The following is a 22916-nucleotide window of genomic DNA, read 5'->3' on the forward strand; positions in this document are numbered from 1 at the left end:
ATTCATCTATTTAATTCATCATTATTCATTACTCATTCATCATTAAAAACAACTCGTGACTCAGAACTCAAAACTCAGAACTCCCATCCCTTACGGTCGTCAGCACATCACGGAGGCCGACATACAGGCGGTGGTGGAGACGCTGCAATCGGACTTCCTGACGCAGGGGCCGAAGGTTGCCGAGTTTGAGCAGGCCTTCGCAGCATACGTGGGTGCCAAGTACGCCGTGGCTGTGAGCAACGGCACGGCCGCCCTGCACCTGAGCGCCATGGCGCTGGGCGTGAAAGAGGGCTCGCGCGTAATCACTACCCCCATCACATTCGTGGCCTCGGCCAACTGTGTGCGCTACTGCGGCGGCGAGGTGGCGTTCTGCGACATCGACCCTGAAACAGGCCTGATCGATATAAAGAAACTGCGCCAGATGGTGGAGACCCAGTGCAGGGGCCACTACGACGGCATCATCCCGGTTGACTTCGCCGGCAACCCGGTGAACTTGGAGGAGCTGCGCGCACTGGCCGACGAGCATGGGCTGTGGATCATCGAGGACGCGGCCCACTCGCCCGGCGGCTTCTTCATTGACAGTAAAGGCGACAAACAGCACTGCGGCAACGGACGCTACGCCGAACTGGCCATCTTCTCCTTCCACCCCGTCAAGCACATCGCCACAAGCGAGGGCGGCATGGTGACCACCAACGACGAGGAACTCTACAAAATGCTCCTGCTCTACCGCACCCACGGCATCACCCGCGATCCGGACCTGCTGGAAGAGCACCACGGCGGCTGGTACATGGAGATGCAGGCGCTGGGCTACAACTACCGCATCCCCGACATGCTCTGCGCGCTGGGCATCAGCCAGCTGGCCAGAGCAGACGAGGGCATGGCGAGAAGAAAAGAGATCGCGCGGGTATACGACGAGGCGTTTGCAGGCACTGAGGGTATAGAGGTGCTGGGCACTAACTCTGCGGCTTTGACTGAATCAGGGGAGACGGGTCACGCCTACCATCTATACGTCATTCAAGTAGAGGACCGCAAGGGGCTTTATGACTTCCTTCGGGAGCACCAAATTTTTGCGCAGGTGCACTACATCCCGGCGCACACCATGCCCTACTACCGCGAACTGGGCTACAAGAAGGGCGACTTCCCGGAGGCCGAGGACTACTACGGGCGCTGCCTGAGCCTGCCTATGTACCCGACCCTTTCGGAGGAGGAGCAGCGATTCGTGATTGAGAGGGTGAAGGAGTTCGTACAAAGGTGAAGGCTGCCCCTTTCAAAAATACAGGCCGGCTCATACTCGGCACCGCCCAGTTCGGGCTCGACTACGGCATCAGTAACCAGCGCGGACAAGTTCCGCAGCAAGAGGTGGCAGCGATACTTTCAGAAGCGGCAACAGCAGGTATACTCACCTTGGATACGGCAGCGGCCTACGGCAGCAGCGAGCAGTGCTTGGGCGAAGTCCTGAGCACCCTGCCAGACCAGTACCGCATTATTTCCAAGTATCCACCCAACCAACCGGATAAAAGCATCACGCAGGCGTTCCGGGAGTCACTGCAACGACTGCATGTGGACAAGCTCTACGGCTACCTACTGCACAGTTATGCGACTTACGGTGGCAAACCTGCTGTGCTTGACGAGCTACGAGAGCTCAAATCCTCCGGCCAAGTGAAGAAGATCGGAATATCGCTCTACCATCCGGCGGAGGCGGAGGAACTTTTGCGGCTAGAGGCACCGATCGATCTGGTGCAGTTCCCCTACAGTGTCTTCGACAGGCGCTTTGAGGAGCTGCTGCCTGAATTGAGAAGCCGGGGTATTGAGACACACATTCGCTCGGTATACCTGCAGGGGCTGTATTTTATGCAGTCAAGCAACCTGCCGCCACACCTGCAGGAGGCAGCACCCAAACTGGAGCGGTTGCAGCAACTGGCCAAAACTTACCAACTCCCGATAGGGGCGGTTTGTCTGGGTTTTGCGCTGTCAAATCCCTATATTTCCCAAGTGGTAATCGGTGTGGAGAGCCTGCAAACCCTGCGGGAGAACATCAGCTTCAGCGACACAGTTTTGACTGAGGCCCTCTTTACCGAACTGTTAGAATTGAAAGAAGAAAACGAGCATATACTCTTACCCTACAAGTGGCCCGCATGAGCAGAAGTCTGACCGATCTATTTTCCCTCACCGGCAAGGTGGCCCTCGTCACAGGCGGCTACGGCCACTTGGGCACCGCCATCAGCTTGGGGTTGGCCGAAGCCGGTGCCACGGTCTATGTACTGGGGCGAAGCGAAGCCAAATTCAAGGAGGCCTTTAGCAAACATACCGATCTTGACCTCGCCTTTGTCTATTGCGACATCTCCGACACGAAGACCGTTGTGGCGGCCTTTGAGCAGGTGCAGCGCGAACAGGGTAGGCTCAACATATTGGTGAACAACGCTTTTTACTCAAAGGGCCAGCAGCCGGAGCTGCTCACGGACGAGGAATGGGCTTACGGCATCGACGGCAACCTCAACAGCGTGTACCGCTGCATCCGGGAGGTGATTCCCTATCTGAAGCAGAACGGCGGACGCATCATCAACGTGTCGTCTATGTACGGCATGGTCTCCCCCGATTTCAGCATCTACGACGAGAGCCCCGCCTTCCTGAATCCGCCGCACTACGGGGCCGCCAAGGCGGGTGTGCTGCAGCTGACGCGCTACTTTGCTTGTTATCTGGGCAAGTATGGCATCACCGTCAACGCCGTCACCCCGGGTCCGTTCCCGAGCGAGCAGGTGCAACAAAACGAGGTGTTTGTCGAGCAGCTCAAAAAGAAGAACCCGCTGGGTCGCATCGGAAAACCGGAGGATTTGAAAGGAGCCTTCGTATACTTGGCTTCGGACGCCTCGGCCTTTATGACGGGCCAGAACATGGTACTGGACGGAGGCTGGACGGCATGGTGAAGGTCGGCGCCATCATACAGGTGCGCCTCGGTTCGGAGCGACTGCCGGGCAAGGCCCTGCTGCCCCTGCCCTTCAGCGGCGGCCCCTCCCTGCTGGAGCATGTGGTGGCCAACGCATGTTCCGCCCAGTCATTGCACCAAACAATCATTGCCACCACGACTCGCAGCGCCGATGATGCCATCAAGGCTTTCTGCAGCGAAATGGAAATTCCCTGTCTGCGCGGGTCGGCCGATGATGTGCTGGAGCGCTTCCGGCAGACGGCGCACAGCTATGAACTGGATGTGATCGTGCGGCTCACCGGCGACAACCCTTTCGTGATGCCGGAGACAATCGACCGGGCGGTGGAGCAGTTACAACAGACTAACTCAGATTATATCATTACCACAGGCCTCCCCCTCGGCACCAACGTCGAGGTGTTCACGAGACAAGCCTTGGAAAAAGCCGCCATTCAGGCCACGGCAACCGCCGACCGGGAGCATGTGACGCCCTTCATCAGAAGAGAGGCCGGTTTCAATATCCGAACAATTCACTGCGACTCTGCCATCAGTCAGCTGCGCCTTACCGTAGACTACCCTACCGACTACGCGCTGGCCGCTATGCTTTTTGAACGGCTCTGGAAACCGGGCCGGCCGGTCACGCACAATGCGATTAGCGAACTGCTGCAGGAGAATCCTTGGCTGCGGGAGATCAACGCCGCAAATTCGCAACGGCAGGTTTTTGTAACCGAAGAAGAGGAGATGACGGAGGCCAAGAAATTGCTGCAGGACGTAGGATTTACCAGAGCGCTTTTAAAACTGCAATAGTATGGAGAAGAAAACACGCATTATTTTCAGGGCAGACGGCAACAGCCGCATCGGGCTGGGGCACGTCACGCGCTCATTGGCACTGGTGCACATGCTGCGCAAGGAGTTTGAGTGCGTGTTCGCCATCCAGTCACCGGACCAAGCCCTGCAGGAGCGCATCCGCGAAGTTTGCCATGGCATCATTCTGCTGCCCCCGGCAGATGCCTCTGAGGAGCGGTTCAAACACGAACTAGACGCCTATATTTCGGAAGAGGAGATTGTGGTGCTGGACGGCTACAATTTCAGAACTGAGTACCAGCAGAACATCAAGTCACGCGGTGCCGCACTAATTTGCGTTGATGATATCCACGCCTACCCATTTGTGGCCGACGCGGTGATTAACCAAGCAGGTGGCGTACTGCCAGAAGCGTACGAAACTGCTCCCTATACTCAGTTAGCCCTCGGCCCACACTATGCAATGCTCCGTCCTGCCTTCCTGAAAGCCGCTAAGGCTTCCCGTACTATACCTGCGGATGAGTTACGTGTGCTGGTTTGTATGGGTGGTGCTGATCCAGATAATCATACTTTGCAGGCAGTTAAATTGCTACAGGGTATACCTTCGGTGAAGCATTTGGAAGTAGTGGTGGGAAGCGCCTATACCTACTTGAATGAGCTCAAGCAATATGTAAAAGAGCATAAGGAAATTAAGCTCCACCGTGACCTGTCTGCAGAAAGCATGCGCCGGCTCATGGTTAAATGTCAGGCGGCCGTTACCTCTGCTAGCGGGATATCCTATGAATACGCCGCTGTGGGTGGTCTGCTTTTCGTAAAACAGACTGCTGACAACCAAGCGGGCATTCATAGTTTCCTTATCTCACAAGGTATAGCTACGGATTATGCTGCGCTGCACAAGACACTTAAAGCAGACATAAGCGAAGAGATGTTTAACGAACAGGTAGCAGCGCAACGATTACACTTCGATGGTAAAAGCGACATAAGGCTTCTACAGCTATTTCAGAAACTTAGCTTGATGGCCGACATGAAGCTTCGGAAAGCCACCATAGCCGACCTCCAATTGCTGTTTGAATGGGCCAATGACCCAGAGGTGAGACAACATTCTTTTAACCCGAAACCCATTTCGCTTGAGGAGCACACCAAGTGGTTTCAGACCAAACTTGACAACCCTGCTACTAGCATTTATATTGCTGAAATTGACAGTTTACCGGCCGCCCAAATTCGCTTCGACATAAGCGACAACAAGGCAACCATTAGCTATTTAATCGGCGCTGATTTCCGAGGAAAAGGACTAGGGCACACCGTACTGCAGAAGGGTGTTCAGAAATTATTACGGGAGCGCCCCGAAGTAACCAAGATCGATGGTCTAGTACAGCAACAGCACAAGGCCTCAATCCGGTCTTTTGAAAAAGCAGGTTTCGCCAATGGCGAAGCCGATCAGCAGCACCCACAGGCAATGCGCTTTGTGTTGGAGCGGCAATAGAAATTTAGCTTAGGATTAAAAATGATTCACGACATAGAAATAGCCGGCCGTTTGGTAGGCTCATCGCACAAGCCCTTCATCATTGCCGAGATGTCGGGCAACCACAACCAGTCGCTGGAGCGGGCGCTGCAGATCGTTGACGCGGCCGCCGACGCCGGGGCCGACGCCATCAAACTTCAGACCTACACGGCCGACACCATGACGCTGCCCGGCGCCCTCACCATCGAAGACGAGGGTTCGCTGTGGAAGGGCCGCGAGCTCTACGACCTTTACAAGGAGGCCTATACACCTTGGGAGTGGCACCAACCCATTTTTGAGCGGGCCCGGGAGCGGGGTATCCTCGCCTTCTCCTCCCCCTTCGACGAAACGGCCGTAGACTTTCTAGAGAGCCTCGACGCCCCTGTCTACAAGATCGCCTCGTTTGAGAACACAGACCACCCGCTGCTGCGCAAAGTGGCGGCCACGGGCAAGCCTGTGATCATGAGCACCGGCGCGGCCACCATACAGGAGGTGGCCGAAGCCGTGCAGGTGTTGCGTGAGGAGGGCTGTCTGGAACTGATCCTGCTCAAGTGCACCTCCACCTACCCGGCCACGCCGGAGAACACGAACCTGCGCACTATCCCCCACATGCGTGAGCTCTACGGCGTGCAGGTCGGCCTCTCGGACCACACCATGGGTGTGGGCGCCTCGGTGGCCGCAGTGGCCTTGGGCGCAACCGTGATCGAGAAGCACTTCACCCTTCGCCGAGCAGATGGTGGCGTGGACTCGGCCTTTTCGCTGGAACCGGAGGAGCTGCGCTCGCTGGTGGTGGAGTCCGAGCGCGCGTGGCAGGCCTTGGGGCGAGTGCAGTACGGTGTGCAGCGGGCCGAGGAGAAGAGCCGCCTCTTCAAGCGCTCCGTCTATGCCGCCAAAGATATTGAAGTCGGTGAGGTGCTCACAAAAGAAAATATCCGGGTGATCAGGCCGGGTTTGGGCCTTGCCCCGAAGCACTACGAAGACCTGCTCGGCAAAACGGCTACACAAGCTATCAAAGCCGGCACTCCGTTTAGTTGGGACATGGTATAGCGCATGAAAGACTGGTATATCCTTTACCGCAACATCCTATACCTGCATTTTTCCGAAGGTTTCCTGAAGCTTCCGGAAAGCGCTAAAAACGCGGCTTCTCCCAGTAACCCTTTTAAGCGTTTGCTTCGCATTGTGGGCTATACCGTGGTACGCCTTTTTGGGAATTTGTTTCAGTCCGTAGAGCATCCTCAAAAGCTACACGGCAAGGTATGGCTGTATGTGGTAAGCCAGAACAACTACGACAGCCTACATTTTCTGGAGGAGGCTATACCTGAAGCTGTAATGGTGGCCGGTCAAAGCAAAGCGATTGGCAGGTACAACCAATCTGTGCAAAGGCTGTCACTCCGCAAAAAACTAATCTACTACTATAAGTTTCTGCCCCTGTTCTTTCAGTTTCTTGTCCGTCGCAAAGAAAGCACGCTTCGCTTCATGGACCTGCTTTACGATGCCGTGGGTTTCTATGAGGTATACCTACAGAAGCTGAGAAAATACCGTCCGCAGGCCATCGTGTTTGCCAACGACCACAATGCAGATGCGCGTGCTATTCTGCTGGCAGCGAAGCAACTGGGCATCAAAACTGTTTATGTGCAGCACTCCAGTGTCAGCAACTTATTTCCTCCACTGGCTTTTGACCTAAATCTGCTCGAGGGACAGGACTCGTTGGACAAGTATACCCAATGCGGTCAGGTGACTAGTCGCGTGGAATTTATTGGCATGCCCAAGGCGGATAAGTTCGTACCCTTGCGTAACAAAAGCCAAACGGTGAAAGTCTTAGGTATAGCCTGCAGCTTGATGGACCTGACAGAGGAGGTTAGAACACTTCTCTCGAATATCAGCCGCGATTTTCCAAACTTACGTATTATCCTCCGCCCCCATCCCCGCGACAAACGGAATTTCAGCTTTATACAACATATCAGCCCGCATATTCAGCTGTCCGATATCCAAAGGCAGTCCGTTTTCGAGTATCTGCAGGACCTAGACATGCTCATAAGTGGTAACTCAGGTATACACTTGGAGGCGGTGCTGCTGAACGTGTGGTCGGTCTACTTTAACCTTAATCCGAAAGAGGGTTTACACGATTACTATGGCTATGCGGCGCATGGACTGATAGAGGCTGCCCCGTCTTACAAGGACTTGAGCCTGCTGCTTCAGCAAGGTATAGCCCAGAAGCCTGAAGTATACCAGCGGGCCAAGTATTACAATGCAACTGTCGGAACAGCCTATGATGGCAAGAGCGGTGAGCTGGCAACACAGTATATAAAGGAGTTTATGGAACAAATCCCGACCAGCCCAGACAAGCCCCTGCCACTTCAATAGAATAATACTATATTTGCCTGCTATACCTAACTTGTTACCCGACTAATGCCTAATCTCCAGCGCGAGGGAATCTGGAACACGATCATTTCATATGCCGGCATCGCCATCGGCTATGTGAACACCATTCTGCTGTTCCCGAATTTTCTGGCTGAGGAGGAAGTGGGTCTGACCCGTCTGCTGATTCAGATCTCGGTTATGTTTGCGCAGTTCTCTGCCTTAGGCTTTGTGAACATGAGCGTGCGCTACTTCCCTTATTTCCGGGACAAAGGCAAAGAGCACAATGGTTTTCTTTTTCTGCTGCTCACTGTGCCCCTGCTGGGTTTCGCGGCTATCACAGGTCTCTTCCTGCTTTTCAAGCCGGTTGTGATCGATTACTACATTGAAAACTCCCCCCTCCTGCTCACCTACTATTATTTCGTTATTCCACTAGCCTTCTTCACGCTGCTTTTCAACCTGCTGACGGCTTATCTGCGCTCCCTTTTCAAAACAATCATTTCATCTTTCGCGCAGGATTTTCTGCTGCGCATTCTTACTACGCTGCTCATCACGCTCTTCGCTTTCGACCTGATCGTTTTCCGGGAGTTTGTGCTACTTTATATTGTCATCAATGCTGTCATCACACTTTCTTTAGTTGTCTATGCCTTATGGCTGAAACAACTGTTCCTGCGGCCGCAACTGGCCGTGATAGGAATTATACCGCTGCGTGAGATGCTCTATTATGGCTTCTTCACCTTCATGGGCAATATCTCGGTCACCATCATCACGACGGTTGACCAGATCATGATTAGTTCCTACAGTCTGGGGGACAATGGCATTTATACCACGGCTTTCTTCATTACCAGCGCCATTATGGTGCCGGCACGTTCTATCTTCAAAATTGCTTTTCCGCAGGTTGCCGAGTATTGGAAAGATCGTGATATGGCAGGTATGGAGAAACTTTACAAGCAGATCACGCTCATTAACCTGATTGTCGGACTGCTACTATTTATCGGCATCTGGGCGAACATTGACAACCTGTTTTCCTTTATGCCGGAAACCTATAGGGCGGGTAAGTATGTGGTGCTTTTCCTGTCCATGGCCCGCATCATCGACTTGGCCACAGGTATAAACGGTATCATTCTGGCCACTTCAGAGAAATACCGCTGGGACCTGCTTTTCAACGTGGTGCTGGCCGGCCTTACTATCTGGACGAACTACGTCTTTATACCTATTTACGGAATTAACGGCGCGGCTTTGGCCTCCATGATCTCTTATGTGACCATCAACCTGTTGCGCCTTTTCTTTGTGCAGTGGATTTACAAAATGCAGCCTTTTGCTTGGAGTTCTGTGACCGTGACGGTAATCGCTGCCATCGCCCTAGGGGCCGCCTATCTCCTGCCCTACCTAGGTAATCTATACCTTGACATACTGGTGCGTTCGCTAATGATTACCGCCATCTACATGGGTTTAATGCTAAGCCTGCGGGTATACCCTGAAATGAACCAGTGGATACTGAATAAGGTGCGCAGATAGGTATAGCTATTTAGAAGAGTATCTTTAGTAACCTGTAGTCAGGGTAAAAGTCTCCACTTTTGAATCCAACACCTTGGCGTTCTCGCACTTGAGCACGCGGTGTGGGTAGCGGTTGATGATCTCGTAGTTGTGGGTAGCCATGAGTACAGCCGTGCCACTGTTGTTGATCTCATTGAAGAGTTGCATGATGCCGTCGGCCACGATCGGGTCGAGGTTACCGGTAGGCTCATCGGCCAGTAAGATAACAGGCTCGTTCAAGAGCGCGCGAGCCACCACGATACGCTGCTGCTCACCGCCCGATAGTTGGTGCGGGAGTTTGTTGGCGGCGGCGTCCAGTCCAACACGCATCAGCACTTCAGAGATTCGCTGCTTGCGCTTCGATTTGTCATTCCATCCGGTAGCTTTCAGCACAAAGGCCAAGTTTTCGGCCACCGTGCGGTCGAAAAGCAACTGGAAGTCCTGAAAGATAATGCCAATCTTGCGGCGCAGGTATGGGACCTGTTTGCGGGGTAGCTTATTCAGCTTAAAGTCGGCGATAGCGGCTGTACCTGTCAGAAGTGGCAAGTCACCGTAGAGGGTTTTGAGCAAAGAGCTTTTCCCGCTTCCTGTGCGCCCTACCAAGTACACGAACTCGCCCTTTTCAATGTCAAAGTTGACACTGCTCAGCACGGTGTTCACATCCTGATAAATAGCCACATCGCGCAGCGAAACCACTGGAGTAGAAGAAGAAAAACTCATAGGTATTTTAAATGTCTAATTGCTGCAATTTGCCAAATTCAAGGGATTCAATCAGCGCAGCCAAGGCCTCCTCTTTTCCCTCCAGCCCGTAGCGGTCGAGGTTCTTAAGCGGACGGTCTGCCCTAAAATAGGCGATTAACACGAAATTATCGTCGCGCAACTGTATGTAATCCGGAATTTTGGCCTTGCCCTTTACTTTGATGATGTACATCTTTATGGAATGAATAATGAATGGTGACTAATGATTAATTGCTATAGCATAGAATGGATAATGATTAATGAAGCATAATGTTTAAGATTCATACCTTATTCACTATTCTTCACTAATCATTACTCATTAGTCATTCACTATTACTTATTGCCTTTGGCGTGGTCAGCTAGGAACTTCTGCAGACCGATGTCAGTCAGTGGATGGTTCAACAAACCAGTGATTACAGAAAGCGGGCAAGTTACCACATCGGCACCCAGCTCAGCGCACTGCACAAGGTGCATCACGTGACGCACAGAAGCGGCCAGTACCTGTGTCTGGTAGCCATAGTTGCCGTAGATGTGCACGATCTGCTCAATCAGCTGCAAACCATCAGTTGACACGTCGTCGAGACGGCCTACGAACGGAGACACGTAGGTAGCACCAGCCTTTGCAGCCAGAATAGCCTGACCAGCGGAGAATACCAGTGTACAGTTTGTTTTGATGCCACGCTCGCTGAAATGACGGATCGCTTTCACGCCTTCACGCGTCATTGGCACCTTCACTACGATGTTCGGGTGCAGTTCTGCCAGCAGTTCGCCCTCGCGTACCATGCCGTCGAAGTCAGTCGCGATTACTTCCGCGCTGATATCGCCATCCACGATCTCGCAAATCTGCTTATAGTGCGCCATCACGTTATCGTGGCCGAAGATGCCTTCTTTGGCCATCAGCGATGGGTTGGTGGTTACACCGTCGAGCACGCCGAGGTCGTGTGCTTCCTGAATTTCCTGCAGGTTTGCAGTATCAACAAAGAATTTCATAATGCTGAGGATCTAGATTTGCTTACAAATCTAACGCAATATGACCTAAGTCAAAAGACATTAGGTAAAAGATGCAGGACAATTTAGATACAGGGCGTTATCCGGATGTGAATACTGTGGTTCTCAGACCCTTACTGGAGTTTGGACTTCCTTAGGGGTAGATTTCGTTTGAAACAAAAAGACCGGCAGCGGGGCCGGTCAGAAAAGTATGGGCAAAAAAAAGTGGCAAACCAACATCGCGCCGCTTCAACCATCTACCCTTGCTGCCTTCCGGCCCTGGGGGAGTTCGACGGGAGCTGGCCGTGCCGATTTGCCGTTACAAAAGTACGAAGATTATCTTGCAGTGCAAATTTATTCTGCAGAATAGTGTCGTTTTAGCAAGAATGAGCAGAAATAGTGCTCTCTGTCAGAGGGTTTGAAGGAAAAACATTTTTAGGAGATTAAACCTGATTGAACCGAAAGGTATAGAGTTGCTAGAACAGCATAAAGCATTCCATGCAATCCTTTATGCTTTAAACCAGCAATTAAAACATATATCCCCTATTTTTGGCAAAAACCCCTAAAGTGCCTTACCTTTGCGCATGCCAGAAAAAATACTGATTCTCGACTTCGGCTCCCAGTACACCCAGTTAATTGCAAGACGGGTGCGTGAGCTTAATGTATATTGTGAGATCTACCCTTACAATAATGTTCCAGAACTCACAGATGACGTCAAAGGCGTTATCCTCTCGGGCAGCCCCTGCTCGGTGCGCGACCAAGAACACCCTACTATCGATTTGAGCCAGTTTATGGGCAAACTCCCATTGTTGGGCGTATGCTACGGGGCACAACTGATCGCTTATGAGCACCAAGGCGAAGTTACTCCCTCTACCATCCGCGAATACGGCCGTGCCAGACTTACCGAGCTGCACACCGCCAACCGCCTCATGAAAGAACTCACCCCGGGTTCGGTGGTTTGGATGTCACATGGCGACACGATCAAGGAAATTCCAGACAATTTTGAAGTAATAGCCAGTACGGAGACCGTGCGTGTGGCCGCTTACAAGCTGCGCGATCAGGAGACATACGGTATACAGTTTCACCCCGAGGTAACCCACTCCGATGAAGGCAAAACATTGCTTCGAAACTTCGTAGTGCATATTTGCGACTGCCAGCAGGACTGGACCTCCGAACAATTTGTAGAAGCGACTGTGGCTGAGTTACAACAGCAACTAGGCAATGATAAAGTGGTGCTCGGCCTGTCAGGCGGGGTTGACTCTAGCGTGGCCGCCATGCTGATTCACCAAGCGATTGGTAAAAACCTCTACTGTATCTTTGTAGACAACGGCCTGTTGCGCAAAGACGAGTTTGAAAGCGTTCTGGACTCCTACAAGCACATGGGTCTGAACGTGAAAGGCGTTGACGCGAAAGACAGATTCTATTCAGCATTGGCCGGTATCTCAGATCCGGAAGGCAAGCGCAAAGCCATCGGCCGTGTGTTTATCGAGGTATTCGACGACGAGGCTCACAAAATTGAAGACGTTAAGTGGTTGGCACAGGGTACGATCTACCCGGATGTGATCGAGTCAATGAGCGTGAAAGGCCCTTCGGCTACCATCAAGTCCCACCACAACGTGGGCGGTCTGCCTGACTTCATGAAACTGAAAGTGGTGGAGCCGCTGAAGGCGCTATTCAAAGACGAAGTGCGTTTAGTGGGTAAAACCCTGAAGATTGACGATAATATCTTGGGTCGTCACCCTTTCCCAGGACCGGGCTTGGCGATTCGTATTTTAGGTGACATCACCCCAGAAAAAGTGCACGTTTTGCAACAGGTAGATCATATCTTCATCAGCAACCTAAAGAAATCAGGTTTATACGATGAGGTATGGCAGGCTGGCGCTATCCTGACGCCGGTACAGTCGGTTGGTGTGATGGGCGATGAGCGTACCTACGAAAATGTGGTAGCCCTTCGTGCCGTAACTTCTATCGACGGCATGACAGCGGACTGGAGCCGTTTGCCGTACGAGTTTCTGGCCGACGTGTCGAACGAGATCATCAACAAGGTGAAAGGCGTCAACCGCGTCGTATACGACATTAGCTCTAAACCACCGGCTACTATCGAGTGGGAATAATATTAGTGAGTGAATGAGTGAATGAGCGGGTGAGTGAATGGGTGAAAATTTTGAAATTCTAAACAAATTCACTCAATCACCCATTCGCTCATTCAAAATTAAAATGAACATGAAAAGAAGCTTTTTGAAGCATGCAGCGGGTATGCTGTTACTGACTGCCTTGGCATTGCCTGCACAGGCACAGCAGGACTACAGTACTACCTATAGTAATGGCAAGGTATTGCTCGAGCAAGAGCGTTTTGACAAGGCGATGGCTGAGTTGTTGCCCGCCACACAGACAGGACCTAAAAATCCGTATGCACCCGAAGCTTCCTATCTATACTCCGTAGCGGCCCTCAAGGCCAACAAGCTTCCTGAGGCACAGCGCATGCTGCAGCAGCTGAATTCTCAGCACCCGAGTTGGCCGAATCAGCCGGAGGCAAGCTATCTGCTAGCTAATGTGCTGTTCGAACAAGGCAGTTACGATCAGGCGCTTGCAGAACTAAACACGATCCGCTCTTCCAAACTGCAAGCTGACGCAGAAGGCTTGAAGCGCTATTACCTAACAAGAATCACAGAGCGTGAAGCATTTGAGCAGTTGTTGCAACGCCACCCTGACGATAAAGCTGTAGCACAGACCTATGCAGATAAGCTTTTGGCTGGCTGGTACCGTCCAGAGGACAAGGCTACACTCGAACAAATCGTTTCGAAGCACAAACTGGACCGCAACCGTTATTTGAGCGCCAATGCCATGCGCAAGCAGGCTTACAATGTGGCGGCGCTCATGCCCTTTCAGCTAAGCCAAGACTTGGGTCAGGCAGCCCGCAAAAACCAGTTTGCGACCGATTTGTTTGCCGGTATGAAACTGGCGCAGGACTCACTCAAGCGACAAGGTATAAACATCAACCTGTATGCTTATGACGCGGGAACGGATACAATGGCGGTAAAAAGCATCTTGAACACACCGGAGCTAAAACAAATGGACCTCGTGATAGGCCCTGTTTACAAGTCTTCCGCTAAAATCGCTGCCCGCTTTGCCGCTGAAAACAATGTGAATGTGATAAACCCGCTCTCACAGGACCTAGAAGTGGCAGGCGATAATCCCAATGTGTTTTTGTTCGAGTCATCCATTGCAACTCAGGCACAGCAGGCGGCTATATACGCTTACAATACTTTTCCAGTTAAAACGGCCATCATCCTCTTTGAAGATGATAAGGACGATATAACTTTTGCGCAGCACTACCGTGAGCAGTTTCTGAAGCTGGGTGGCAAGGTAGCTACTTATAAAAAGCTGAATTCAGCACAAAACGCTGCCACAGCCGCAATTTTCAAGGACCTGAAGCTGGATGACATGGGGCATATCGCAGTTTTCTCAGACCAGATGACGGCAGCGGTCAATACCATCAGCACACTGCAGTCCAGAGCGGCCATCCTCCCACTCATGACCTATGAGAAGTGGCTCGGTATAGGCCAGATCACGCTGCGCCAGCTTGATGACTTGGAGATTTACTTTGTTAGTCCGAAGTATGTCGACCAGTTAGGTCCAGCTGCCAGACATTTCAGGAAAAAATATGCTGCAAGGTATAACATTCCGCCTTCACAATATGCCTATGCCGGTTTTGAGATGATGTACTACTTCGGAACGCTGCTGCAGAATTACGGTCCACGCTTCAATCTGACGCTTGGTAACGATCGCTTGAAGCCCGGTGTTTTCTATCAGGGGCTAGGCTATAACGACGGTTCCTCACTCAATGAGTTGCGCCGCGACAATCAATACATCCCCATTACCAAATTGGAAAACCAACAACTGACGGTGGTGAATCCGGTTTTTTAGAAGCTGGAAAAGAATACTGAAAGTAGGACTGCCTCCAATCAGAATAATTAAGAGGTTGATATTTTAAGTATCAGCCTTCGATCTAAAACACATAGACATTAATACGATGAAAATAGCACCAATTAGCGAAGAACTGTTTCAACGTGCACAGCATTCCATACCGGGCGGTGTAAACTCGCCTGTTCGTGCCTTCAGAGCCGTGGGCGGCAATCCGCGCTTCATGGTATCGGCCAAAGGTCCCTATATGTACGACGAGGACGGCAACCGCTACATGGAGTTCATCAACTCATGGGGCCCGATGATTCTGGGCCATGCCTCTGAAGTCGTGCAGGAAGCCGTGCAAAAAGCTATACCTAACTCCCTTTCTTTTGGAGCCCCAACCCGCAAGGAAATCGAGATCGCCGAACTGATCGTGAACATGGTGCCTTCCATTGAGAAGGTGCGTATGGTAAACTCCGGTACCGAAGCGACTATGTCGGCTGTGCGTGTAGCCAGAGGCTATACCGGCCGCAACAAAATGATCAAGTTCGAAGGCTGTTACCATGGCCACGGCGACTCATTTCTGATTGCTGCTGGTAGTGGTGCCATTACGCTTGGTGTGCCCGACAGCCCGGGCGTAACGCAAGGTGTGGCCGCTGATACCCTCACCGCTCCTTTCAATGATCTGGAGGCAGTGAAGACACTCATAGAAGCCAATAAAGACCAAATAGCTGCCATCATCCTAGAGCCAGTGGCTGGCAACATGGGTCTTGTACTCCCTGCGCCCAGTTTCTTGCAAGGCTTGCGCGACCTTTGCACCAAAGAGGGTATCGTACTGATCTTTGACGAGGTTATGACAGGCTTCCGTCTCGCTCCGGGCGGTGCGCAGCAGCTCTATGGCGTTACGCCGGATATGACCACGCTGGGCAAGATCATCGGTGGCGGTATGCCGGTAGGCGCTTACGGTGGCAAAAAAGAGATCATGAATTTTGTGGCTCCGGCCGGACCGGTATACCAAGCAGGTACGCTCTCCGGTAACCCGATTGCGATGTCAGCAGGTATGGCCATGCTACAGTATTTGCAGAGCCATCCGGAGGTATACACGAATTTGGAACAGACCACAGCCAAAATGGTAGCCGGCATGAAGCGGAACATGCATGAGTTGGATATGAACTATACCATCAACCATGTAGGCTCTATGTTCAGCATTTTCTTCACAGAGCAGCCTGTCACCGATTTCGAAAGCGCCAAGACATCCGACACGGCGATGTTTGGCCGCTACTTCAACAGCATGCTGCAGCGCGGCATATACCTTGCCCCTTCACAGTACGAGTCGCTGTTTGTATCCACAGCCATTACAGATGAATTGGTAGAGGAGTACATCAAAGCCAGCCACGAGGCGCTGCAAGAGGCAGTACAGCAATAACTATACCTTATGATACAGAGACGGCAGTTCAGCAATGGACTGCCGTTTTTTTGTTAGCTATATTGTCACCTTATACTCTACTACTCTCACGAAAACAAACACATGTTGATTGCATCTATACTTACTGTCCAATCTCAACCATTAAGCCATTTAACAATCCAATAATTAACAATCAACAATTCACCCAATTTCCGTACTTTTACAGCCATAACATTGCACCCCCATGATTCTTACAGATAAGCAGATTTTAGAGGAGATTGAGAAAGGCACTATCCTGATTGAGCCTTTCAAGCGTTCCAGCCTCGGCACCAACTCCTACGATGTACATTTAGGCCGCTACTTGGCAACTTACCGCGACGAGGTACTTGACGCCCGAAAGCATAACGAGATCGACGTATTCGAGATTCCAGAAGAGGGCTTTGTGCTGCAGCCTAACACGCTATACCTTGGTGTCACATTTGAGTATACTGAAACGCATGCGCACGTACCTTTTCTAGAGGGCAAGTCAAGTGTAGGCCGTCTGGGTATAGACATTCATGCCACTGCCGGCAAAGGCGATGTGGGCTTCTGTAACACGTGGACGTTGGAGATCTCAGTAACGCAACAAGTACGGGTATACCATGGCATGCCGATCGGGCAGCTTATTTATTTCGAGGTAAAAGGCGGAATTGAGAACTATTACAACAGCAAAGACAACGCGAAATACAATAATCGCACGACCAAACCAGTAGAATCGATGATGTGGCGAAATGTTTGGTAATAAAGTGGTTATATTTTAAAATATCTCAAAAAAGGTCGAATAATCACACTATTCGACCTTTTTTGGCATTATATCTGCACTATATTACACGTATCCAACTCAGAGGAATAGCATAAAAAATTAAAGAGGGTCAGGAATCATTTCAGCACCTTCTTCGTTTTAAAACTACAATGCCTCTGGAAACGGATTAAAAGCATTTAAAACTCTACAAAAACTAAGATTATGAAAAAGCTACTGGTAATGACATTTATGGTATTCGGAATAGTATATGGCGCAACTGCCACAGGGAATGTATCCTTGGTTGCAGAGAAGCGTGCCAATCACTTATCTGACCAGATGATTAAGGAGCTTCGTCTTAATAACTATCAGTCGAACAAAGTTAGAGCCATCAACCTTGATGTTGCTGCGCAAATCACTGAGATCGAGCAGAAGTTTGAAGGTAATGAGCAACTAATCGCTGAGAAGTGCAAAGATGTGCTTGCCGTACGTGACCTTGCGTTTGAGGACGTACTGAGCACAGTACAGTATAACGACTACTTCGGCGACCGTAAAATGTACTCAAAAGTTGACAGAGAATTTATGGCGAATTTGAGCGAGCAGGGTACTCAAAACCTCGCATCTAACGAGAATGCCTCTGAAAATAACGTCAACTAATTAGAAAAAAGACTTCTTATAAATACAAAAGCCACCTCTTAAGGTGGCTTTCTTTGTTTCTGGGCTTAGTTGTTTTGCTTCTTGCGCTCTTCCTCTACGTGGCTCATCAGGTCCTCGCACAGGGCGCGCATTTTATCGGCCATTGTTTTATCGCTGGTAGCGGTGGCTATACTTTGCGCCATAGCCCCGATAGTGTCGATGTAGAAGTACTTCATTTCGTCGATCGGCATATCCTTAGTCCATAGGTCGATCTTCATGGTACCGGCCTCATCACGGTCCCACAGGGAGATGTTAATGGCCTTGGCAAAGTGGATCTTCTCGCCTGCGTCGGTGGCTCTCCAGCTGATGGCTTCCGGTACGCGCTGCTCGTCTAATGCGATGCTAAAGTATATCTCTGACTTCTTCATTTTCGTTTCTGTTAAACTTTGTGCTATATATATCTCGTACTATGCTTGAATACTAAAACTAAGTACAAAGTTACGCGATGCGCTACGGAATAAAAACCTTCTTCTTTCTTTTTAGCCTGACCATCCTCTCGGGATGCGCCAGCTTAACATCCTCTATTAAAAAGCCCAAGTTACACACGGTCGCTTTTTACAATACGGAAAAGCTCTACGACACTGAAAATGACCCTAAAATTGATGATGATGGCTTCACGCCGGAAGGAATCATGAACTGGAATCAGGACAGGTACAGCACTAAAATAAAGAATATCGCTCAGGTCATTGAGTCCATTGGCGGCAAAGATGCTCCGGCAATAATGGGCCTTGCCGAAGTGGAGAACCGCAAAGTGCTGGAAGACCTCGTGCGCTCTAACCCGCTTCGCAAGCGGCGCTATAGCATTATACATTACGATTCACGAGACCCCGAGGGGCTGGATGTGGCACTGCTGTATAACCCTAGAGTCTTTAAACCTACAACCCATACCAGTCTGCCCATTAAATTCTCAGAGAGAGGCTTTGCCTCACGCGATATCCTGCAAGTGAAAGGCACCTTGGCAGGTGAACCGGTGACGGTATACGTCAGTCATTGGCCGGAAGACCGTGGCAGTACCACATTGGGCACAGCTCGTAGAAGGGACGCGGCAGCAGAGCTCCGCCGCCAGATAGACGCTCAGAAAAAGGCAGATAAAAACGCTAAAATCATCGTGCTGGGCGATTTCGTAGATGAACCTAAGTCTGCCAACATGGAACGTGTACTAAAAGCCACAGGACGTCCTAATCCGGCCTATCAGGAGGAGCTGTTCAACACGTTCTATACATGGTATGTACAGGGCCTCGGTAGTTTCCATACCCGCAACGACAACAAAATGCGCGACCAGATACTAGTTTCCAAATCGCTGATTAGCAGTGGGCGAGGAAGCGGCCTCCAGTTTGTGCACGGGTCGGCTCAGATACATGATCCCGAGTTTGCCAAGTTTACCTTTGGCAGATATAAAGATACACCTCGTCAGACTTGGTCAGGTACACTCTATATTGGAGGGTATAGCGACCACTTCCCTGTGTTCATCAAGCTGCAGCAATAGTAAAGATTCAGGCTTGATAAAGAAGAAAATGCTTTAACTAGATTATTTACAGTCAAAAGCAGAGGAAAACACACCCTCTAAAAACAGGAAAGGCGAACCATAACGGTCCGCCTTTCTGCATTAGGAGAAATTATTTTCTTATACGTAATTGTTCAGCATTACAGGCATCACCAGCATCAGAACATTTTCATTATCTTCATTTGCAAGCGGCATCAACAGACCGGCACGGTTCGGTGTGGAGAGCTCAAAAGAGATTTCGTCGGCGTCGATGTTGTTGAGCATTTCGATCAAAAACTTCGCATTGAAGCCGATTTCCATATCCTCACCGTCATACTGGCAAGTCAGTCGCTCGTTTGCTTCGTTTGAGAAGTCAAGGTCTTCGGCAGATACCTGCAGCTCAGAGCCTGATAGCTTTAAACGGATCTGATGTGTAGTCTTGTTAGAGTAGATTGAGATACGACGGACAGAGCTCAGCAAAGCGGAGCGGTCAATCACCAGTTTGTTCGGATTCTGCACCGGAATCACGTTCTCATAATCCGGATAGCGCTCGTCAATCAGACGGCAGATCATACGGATGTTGTCAAAGCTAAAGAACGCGTTTGATTGGTTGAACTCCATGCGCACGGCAGTAGCCTCTGAAGGCAGTGTAGACTTCAGCAGTGTGAAGGCCTTACGTGGGATGATCAAAGAAGCCTCTTGGCTCGTGGAGATGTCCGTACGACGGAAACGAAGCAGACGGTGGCCGTCCGTCGCTACAAAAGTAACGTTATCAGGGCGCAGCTGCACGTAGATACCCGTCATAGCCGGACGAAGCTCGTCATTGCTTACTGCGAAAATCGTCTTGTTAATAGCACGAGCCAGCACATTAGACGGAATTTCGATGGCGCTTCCACCCTTCACCACAGGTACACGCGGGAAGTCAGTTGCGTTCTCGCCAGAGAGTTTATAGCGTCCGTTAGAGGAGCTGATCTCGATGGTATAGGTCTCTTCGTCGATGGTGAAGGTAACCGGCTGATCTGGCAGGTTCTTCAGCGTCTCGATCAAAATCTTTGCAGGGGCAGCAATGCGGCCGCTTTCCTTCGCCTCTACCGGCAACTCCGTGATCATGGATGTCTCCAAATCACTGGCTGTGATGGTCAGGGTGCTGTCGTTGATTTCGAACAGGAAGTTCTCAAGGATAGGAACCACCGGGTTGTTGGTTACTACGCCGTTTATGCTGGCTAGCTGCTTCAAAAGAGCAGAAGAAGAGACGATAAATTTCATTATGTATAGCTATAATGTTATTTGGACAAAGTTAAAAAATTTCGCATTTAAACGAAGTAAAGCCGCCTGCTTTTTCACAATTTCTTTACATACAGGGCAAAAAACTTAGAAACGCTCGTAACGGCGCTTGCGCAGGTAGTAACGCACCACCCCAAACAGGGTCAGCAGCACGATCGGAGCTACGAGATTGAGCAGCTGCCAGTAAGTACGTTCCTCTTTCACCCGTACCCGATCCAGTGGCCGAAGCTGTATTTCCTTGCTGCGCACGTTGATGAGGCCTCCGGCATCGAGCAGGTAGTGGACCGTGTTCATGGCCAGTTCGCGGTTGGCAAAAGTCACGTTGTTATACCTGTCGAAACCCAATTCGTAGGCCTGACCGGTACGTGGGTTTACGTCATTGCGTATCAAGTCGCCATCCGAGAATACTGCTATTTTGGTAGGCACGCCAGTTTCTTTTACCTGTGTGCTCTCCATCCCCTCCGGCGCTCTCCTGTTACGGAAGAGCGAGGTAAAGGCTCCCTCCAGCAGATAACCCACCGGCTGAGGACCGGCCTGATACTGCTCCGGCTTCACCTCCATACGGGCCTCTTCGAGCGTGAGAGGCACCGGCGCCTGCATCACGCGGGAGTAAACCGAGGTATAAACCAAAGGGGTTTTGCGTATACCGTCGGCCTTCACCGTGTCGATCGTGCCGATAAATTTAGAGTATACCGCGTCGATGTTGCGAGTGATCGGGTGTCTGGCGAAGGTGTTGAGCAAGGGGTAGAAGCGCCAGTTGATCATCTCGGTCTGGGGCCTCTCTCCGGTATAGCCCGTCACGATCGGTATAAAACCTGAGTTCAGGTCCATGATCATGGTCGGATTGAGGCGCACGCCGTAGCGGAAAAACAGGTCGTCGAGGTTCAGGTTATACGGCATGGCGAACATCCCGCCTGCCCCTACACTGTCCATGTTAGCATTCAGCGCGTCCACGAAGAACACAGCCTTGCCCCCGTTCATGATAAACTGGTCGATCTTATACTTATCAGCCTCGGTGAACGCTTCAGTCGGTTTGGCTATGATTATCAGGTCCAAGCCTTGCAAACTAGGTATATCGCTCAGCTCACCACGGGCAACGCGGTAAAACTCCTGCAAAGAGCCCAAAAGGTCCGTTACATACTGTGTTTCCAGTTGCCCTTGGCCGCTGATGTAGCCAATGGTCTTCGAGCCCGGGAAAGCCATTTTGCGTATGGCTGTAGCCAGCTCGTACTCCACCCCTTCTACGGACTGGTTCAATCGCTCATCGGCAGAGGCCGCCAGATTACCTTTCAGCAGCATAACGCCGGTTTCCTTGCCTTTGTACATCACTCGTGCTCCCGGAAAAACGAGGCGCTCCACCTGCTTCCCTCCCTCTATGGCTCGTAGGTTCGTCGGTTGTATACTTGAAGCGGCCAGTTGTTGAAACAGCGCAACCCGCTGTTCCTCGTCCGAAATATCGTTGGGGTCTATAAATTCGTAGCGCACGTTGCCACCCGCGTATATCCTAAACTCGTCCAGCGTCTCGCGCACGGATTGCTGCAAACGTTTGAAGCCGGCCGGAAACTCGCCCTCTAGGTATACCTCCACAAAAACCGGTTCAGGCAACTCCGCAAGCATCTGCTTGGTTACAGGAGAAATAGTATAGCGCTTGTCTTCGGTCAAATCAAGGCGGAAGAAGAAATTGGCTGCCAGCACATTTAGTAACACGATTGCCACTATCCAGATCAGGTAGCGGGTCAGGTCACGGCTTCGTTTGCTTTTATAGGCCGGCTGCGTCTGTACTTGCTCTGTTACCATTTTCTGCTGCTCAAAACAAGTTTAGTCGATAGAATCATAATGGCAATCACACTCAAAAAGTAGAGCACATCACGCGAGTCAATGAGCCCTTTGCTAATGGCGGTATAGTGGTACTCTATACCCAACTGGCTGATAAAATAGCCATAGCCACCCCACACAGGTATAGAGGCAATCAGCTCGAAACCGGCGTAAATGATGTAGCACAGAAAAATAGCGATTACAAACGAGATGATCTGGTTATCTGAAACCGACGAGGCGAACACACCGATAGCCGTAAACACTCCCGCCAGAAAGACCAGTCCCAAATAAGAGCCCACCACGGCGGCGGAGTCCACGTTGCCCTGCGGATTGCCCAGCTCATAAATGGTGTAGTAATAGATCAGAGTGGGGATAAGGGCAAACAGCGCCAGCAAAAGTGCCGCAAAGTATTTGCCCAAGATCAACTGCAGGTCAGAGATCGGTTTGGTAAGCAAAAGCTCAATCGTACCCTCCCGCTTCTCCTCGGCAAAAGTACGCATGGTAATGGCCGGAATCAGGAACAGAAACAGCCAAGGGGCCATGTTGAAGAGCGTCTGCATGTCGGCAAAGCCGTAATCGAGCACGTTGCTCTCCGGGAAAACCCACATGAACATGCCAATTGCCACCAGAAACACCATGATCACGATATAGGCGATCAGCGTGTTCAGGAAGCCGTTAAATTCTTTCTTAAGTATTGCGAGCATTGAT

The 22916-nt window shown here is 50.9% G+C and carries 21 protein-coding genes and 1 other RNA gene; 14 read left to right on the top strand and 8 right to left on the bottom strand.

Going from position 1 to position 22916, the window contains the following annotated elements; translation table 11 throughout:
- Window positions 1-55 precede the first annotated feature (55 nt).
- From pseC to Q1A04_RS03205, 8 genes are read left to right on the top strand one after another with little or no spacing between them, the layout of a single operon-like run.
- A complete protein-coding gene (pseC, locus tag Q1A04_RS03170; RefSeq protein ID WP_299701099.1) occupies window positions 56-1255 on the top strand; it encodes a UDP-4-amino-4,6-dideoxy-N-acetyl-beta-L-altrosamine transaminase in 1200 nt (399 codons plus the stop codon).
- Window positions 1252-2139 (top strand): aldo/keto reductase, encoded by an 888-nt coding sequence (locus tag Q1A04_RS03175; protein WP_299701102.1) that lies wholly within the window; start codon window positions 1252-1254, stop codon window positions 2137-2139. Before pseC ends, Q1A04_RS03175 begins: the two co-directional genes overlap by 4 nt.
- Complete coding sequence (locus Q1A04_RS03180; RefSeq protein WP_299701105.1) at window positions 2136-2924, top strand: SDR family oxidoreductase; 789 nt, start codon at window positions 2136-2138, stop codon at window positions 2922-2924. The genes Q1A04_RS03175 and Q1A04_RS03180 overlap by 4 nt, the downstream gene beginning before the upstream one ends.
- Window positions 2918-3727 (top strand): glycosyltransferase family protein, encoded by an 810-nt coding sequence (locus Q1A04_RS03185; RefSeq protein ID WP_299701107.1) that lies wholly within the window; start codon window positions 2918-2920, stop codon window positions 3725-3727. Before Q1A04_RS03180 ends, Q1A04_RS03185 begins: the two co-directional genes overlap by 7 nt.
- Before the next feature lies 1 nt (window position 3728).
- The gene (pseG, locus tag Q1A04_RS03190) at window positions 3729-5204 is read left to right on the top strand and encodes a UDP-2,4-diacetamido-2,4,6-trideoxy-beta-L-altropyranose hydrolase (protein WP_299701109.1); all 1476 of its coding nucleotides are present in this window, start codon (window positions 3729-3731) and stop codon (window positions 5202-5204) included.
- A 21-nt stretch (window positions 5205-5225) separates the two neighbouring features.
- Entirely contained in the window at window positions 5226-6269 is a 1044-nt protein-coding gene (pseI, locus tag Q1A04_RS03195; protein WP_299701112.1) for a pseudaminic acid synthase, read from the top strand.
- A 3-nt stretch (window positions 6270-6272) separates the two neighbouring features.
- Window positions 6273-7586 carry a hypothetical protein gene (locus Q1A04_RS03200; protein WP_299701114.1) on the top strand — a complete coding sequence of 438 codons (1314 nt, stop codon included), beginning with the start codon at window positions 6273-6275 and terminating at the stop codon, window positions 7584-7586.
- 45 nt (window positions 7587-7631) lie between these two features.
- The gene (locus Q1A04_RS03205; RefSeq protein WP_299701115.1) at window positions 7632-9098 is read left to right on the top strand and encodes a polysaccharide biosynthesis C-terminal domain-containing protein; all 1467 of its coding nucleotides are present in this window, start codon (window positions 7632-7634) and stop codon (window positions 9096-9098) included.
- 24 nt (window positions 9099-9122) lie between these two features.
- Here Q1A04_RS03205 and Q1A04_RS03210 read toward each other — a convergent pair whose 3' ends face one another.
- From Q1A04_RS03210 to ffs, 4 genes are all read right to left on the bottom strand, one after another.
- Complete coding sequence (locus Q1A04_RS03210; protein WP_299701117.1) at window positions 9123-9836, bottom strand: ATP-binding cassette domain-containing protein; 714 nt, start codon at window positions 9834-9836, stop codon at window positions 9123-9125.
- Between the two features lie 7 nt (window positions 9837-9843).
- Entirely contained in the window at window positions 9844-10047 is a 204-nt protein-coding gene (locus Q1A04_RS03215; RefSeq protein ID WP_007654512.1) for a hypothetical protein, read from the bottom strand.
- A 140-nt stretch (window positions 10048-10187) separates the two neighbouring features.
- Entirely contained in the window at window positions 10188-10844 is a 657-nt protein-coding gene (gene fsa / locus Q1A04_RS03220; RefSeq protein ID WP_007654513.1) for a fructose-6-phosphate aldolase, read from the bottom strand.
- A gap of 219 nt (window positions 10845-11063) precedes the next feature.
- Window positions 11064-11161, bottom strand: an RNA gene (gene ffs, locus Q1A04_RS03225) — signal recognition particle sRNA small type.
- Between the two features lie 264 nt (window positions 11162-11425).
- Between ffs and guaA the strand changes: the two genes are divergently transcribed.
- The 5 genes from guaA to Q1A04_RS03250 all read left to right on the top strand — a co-directional run bounded on the left by guaA (window position 11426) and on the right by Q1A04_RS03250 (window position 17587).
- A complete protein-coding gene (gene guaA, locus Q1A04_RS03230; RefSeq protein ID WP_299701132.1) occupies window positions 11426-12955 on the top strand; it encodes a glutamine-hydrolyzing GMP synthase in 1530 nt (509 codons plus the stop codon).
- 109 nt (window positions 12956-13064) lie between these two features.
- The gene (locus Q1A04_RS03235; RefSeq protein WP_299701135.1) at window positions 13065-14768 is read left to right on the top strand and encodes a tetratricopeptide repeat protein; all 1704 of its coding nucleotides are present in this window, start codon (window positions 13065-13067) and stop codon (window positions 14766-14768) included.
- 106 nt (window positions 14769-14874) lie between these two features.
- Window positions 14875-16173 carry a glutamate-1-semialdehyde 2,1-aminomutase gene (hemL, locus tag Q1A04_RS03240; protein ID WP_299701137.1) on the top strand — a complete coding sequence of 433 codons (1299 nt, stop codon included), beginning with the start codon at window positions 14875-14877 and terminating at the stop codon, window positions 16171-16173.
- A gap of 223 nt (window positions 16174-16396) precedes the next feature.
- On the top strand, window positions 16397-16933 hold the full coding sequence (gene dcd / locus Q1A04_RS03245; protein WP_299701139.1) for a dCTP deaminase: 537 nt from the start codon (window positions 16397-16399) through the stop codon (window positions 16931-16933).
- 249 nt (window positions 16934-17182) lie between these two features.
- Entirely contained in the window at window positions 17183-17587 is a 405-nt protein-coding gene (locus tag Q1A04_RS03250) for a hypothetical protein (RefSeq protein WP_299701141.1), read from the top strand.
- Window positions 17588-17652: 65 nt separating this feature from the next.
- On the opposite strand, the gene gldC is transcribed toward Q1A04_RS03250, so the two are convergent.
- Window positions 17653-17994, bottom strand: coding sequence for a gliding motility protein GldC (gene gldC, locus Q1A04_RS03255; RefSeq protein WP_299701143.1), 342 nt, complete (start codon window positions 17992-17994; stop codon window positions 17653-17655).
- A gap of 77 nt (window positions 17995-18071) precedes the next feature.
- Here gldC and Q1A04_RS03260 point away from each other — a divergent pair, with 77 nt between their 5' ends.
- Window positions 18072-19112, top strand: coding sequence for an endonuclease/exonuclease/phosphatase family protein (locus tag Q1A04_RS03260; RefSeq protein WP_299701145.1), 1041 nt, complete (start codon window positions 18072-18074; stop codon window positions 19110-19112).
- Window positions 19113-19250: 138 nt separating this feature from the next.
- Here the strand turns inward: Q1A04_RS03260 and dnaN are convergent, their stop codons facing one another.
- The 3 genes from dnaN to gldF all read right to left on the bottom strand — a co-directional run bounded on the left by dnaN (window position 19251) and on the right by gldF (window position 22912).
- Entirely contained in the window at window positions 19251-20375 is a 1125-nt protein-coding gene (gene dnaN / locus Q1A04_RS03265) for a DNA polymerase III subunit beta (RefSeq protein WP_299701147.1), read from the bottom strand.
- A gap of 105 nt (window positions 20376-20480) precedes the next feature.
- Window positions 20481-22190, bottom strand: a complete 1710-nt coding sequence (gene gldG / locus Q1A04_RS03270; RefSeq protein ID WP_299701150.1) for a gliding motility-associated ABC transporter substrate-binding protein GldG — start codon at window positions 22188-22190, stop codon at window positions 20481-20483.
- Window positions 22184-22912 carry a gliding motility-associated ABC transporter permease subunit GldF gene (gene gldF, locus Q1A04_RS03275; protein WP_299701153.1) on the bottom strand — a complete coding sequence of 243 codons (729 nt, stop codon included), beginning with the start codon at window positions 22910-22912 and terminating at the stop codon, window positions 22184-22186. Before gldF ends, gldG begins: the two co-directional genes overlap by 7 nt.
- Window positions 22913-22916 lie beyond the last annotated feature (4 nt).

This window comes from uncultured Pontibacter sp. (assembly GCF_947499215.1).
Taxonomy (GTDB): domain Bacteria; phylum Bacteroidota; class Bacteroidia; order Cytophagales; family Hymenobacteraceae; genus Pontibacter.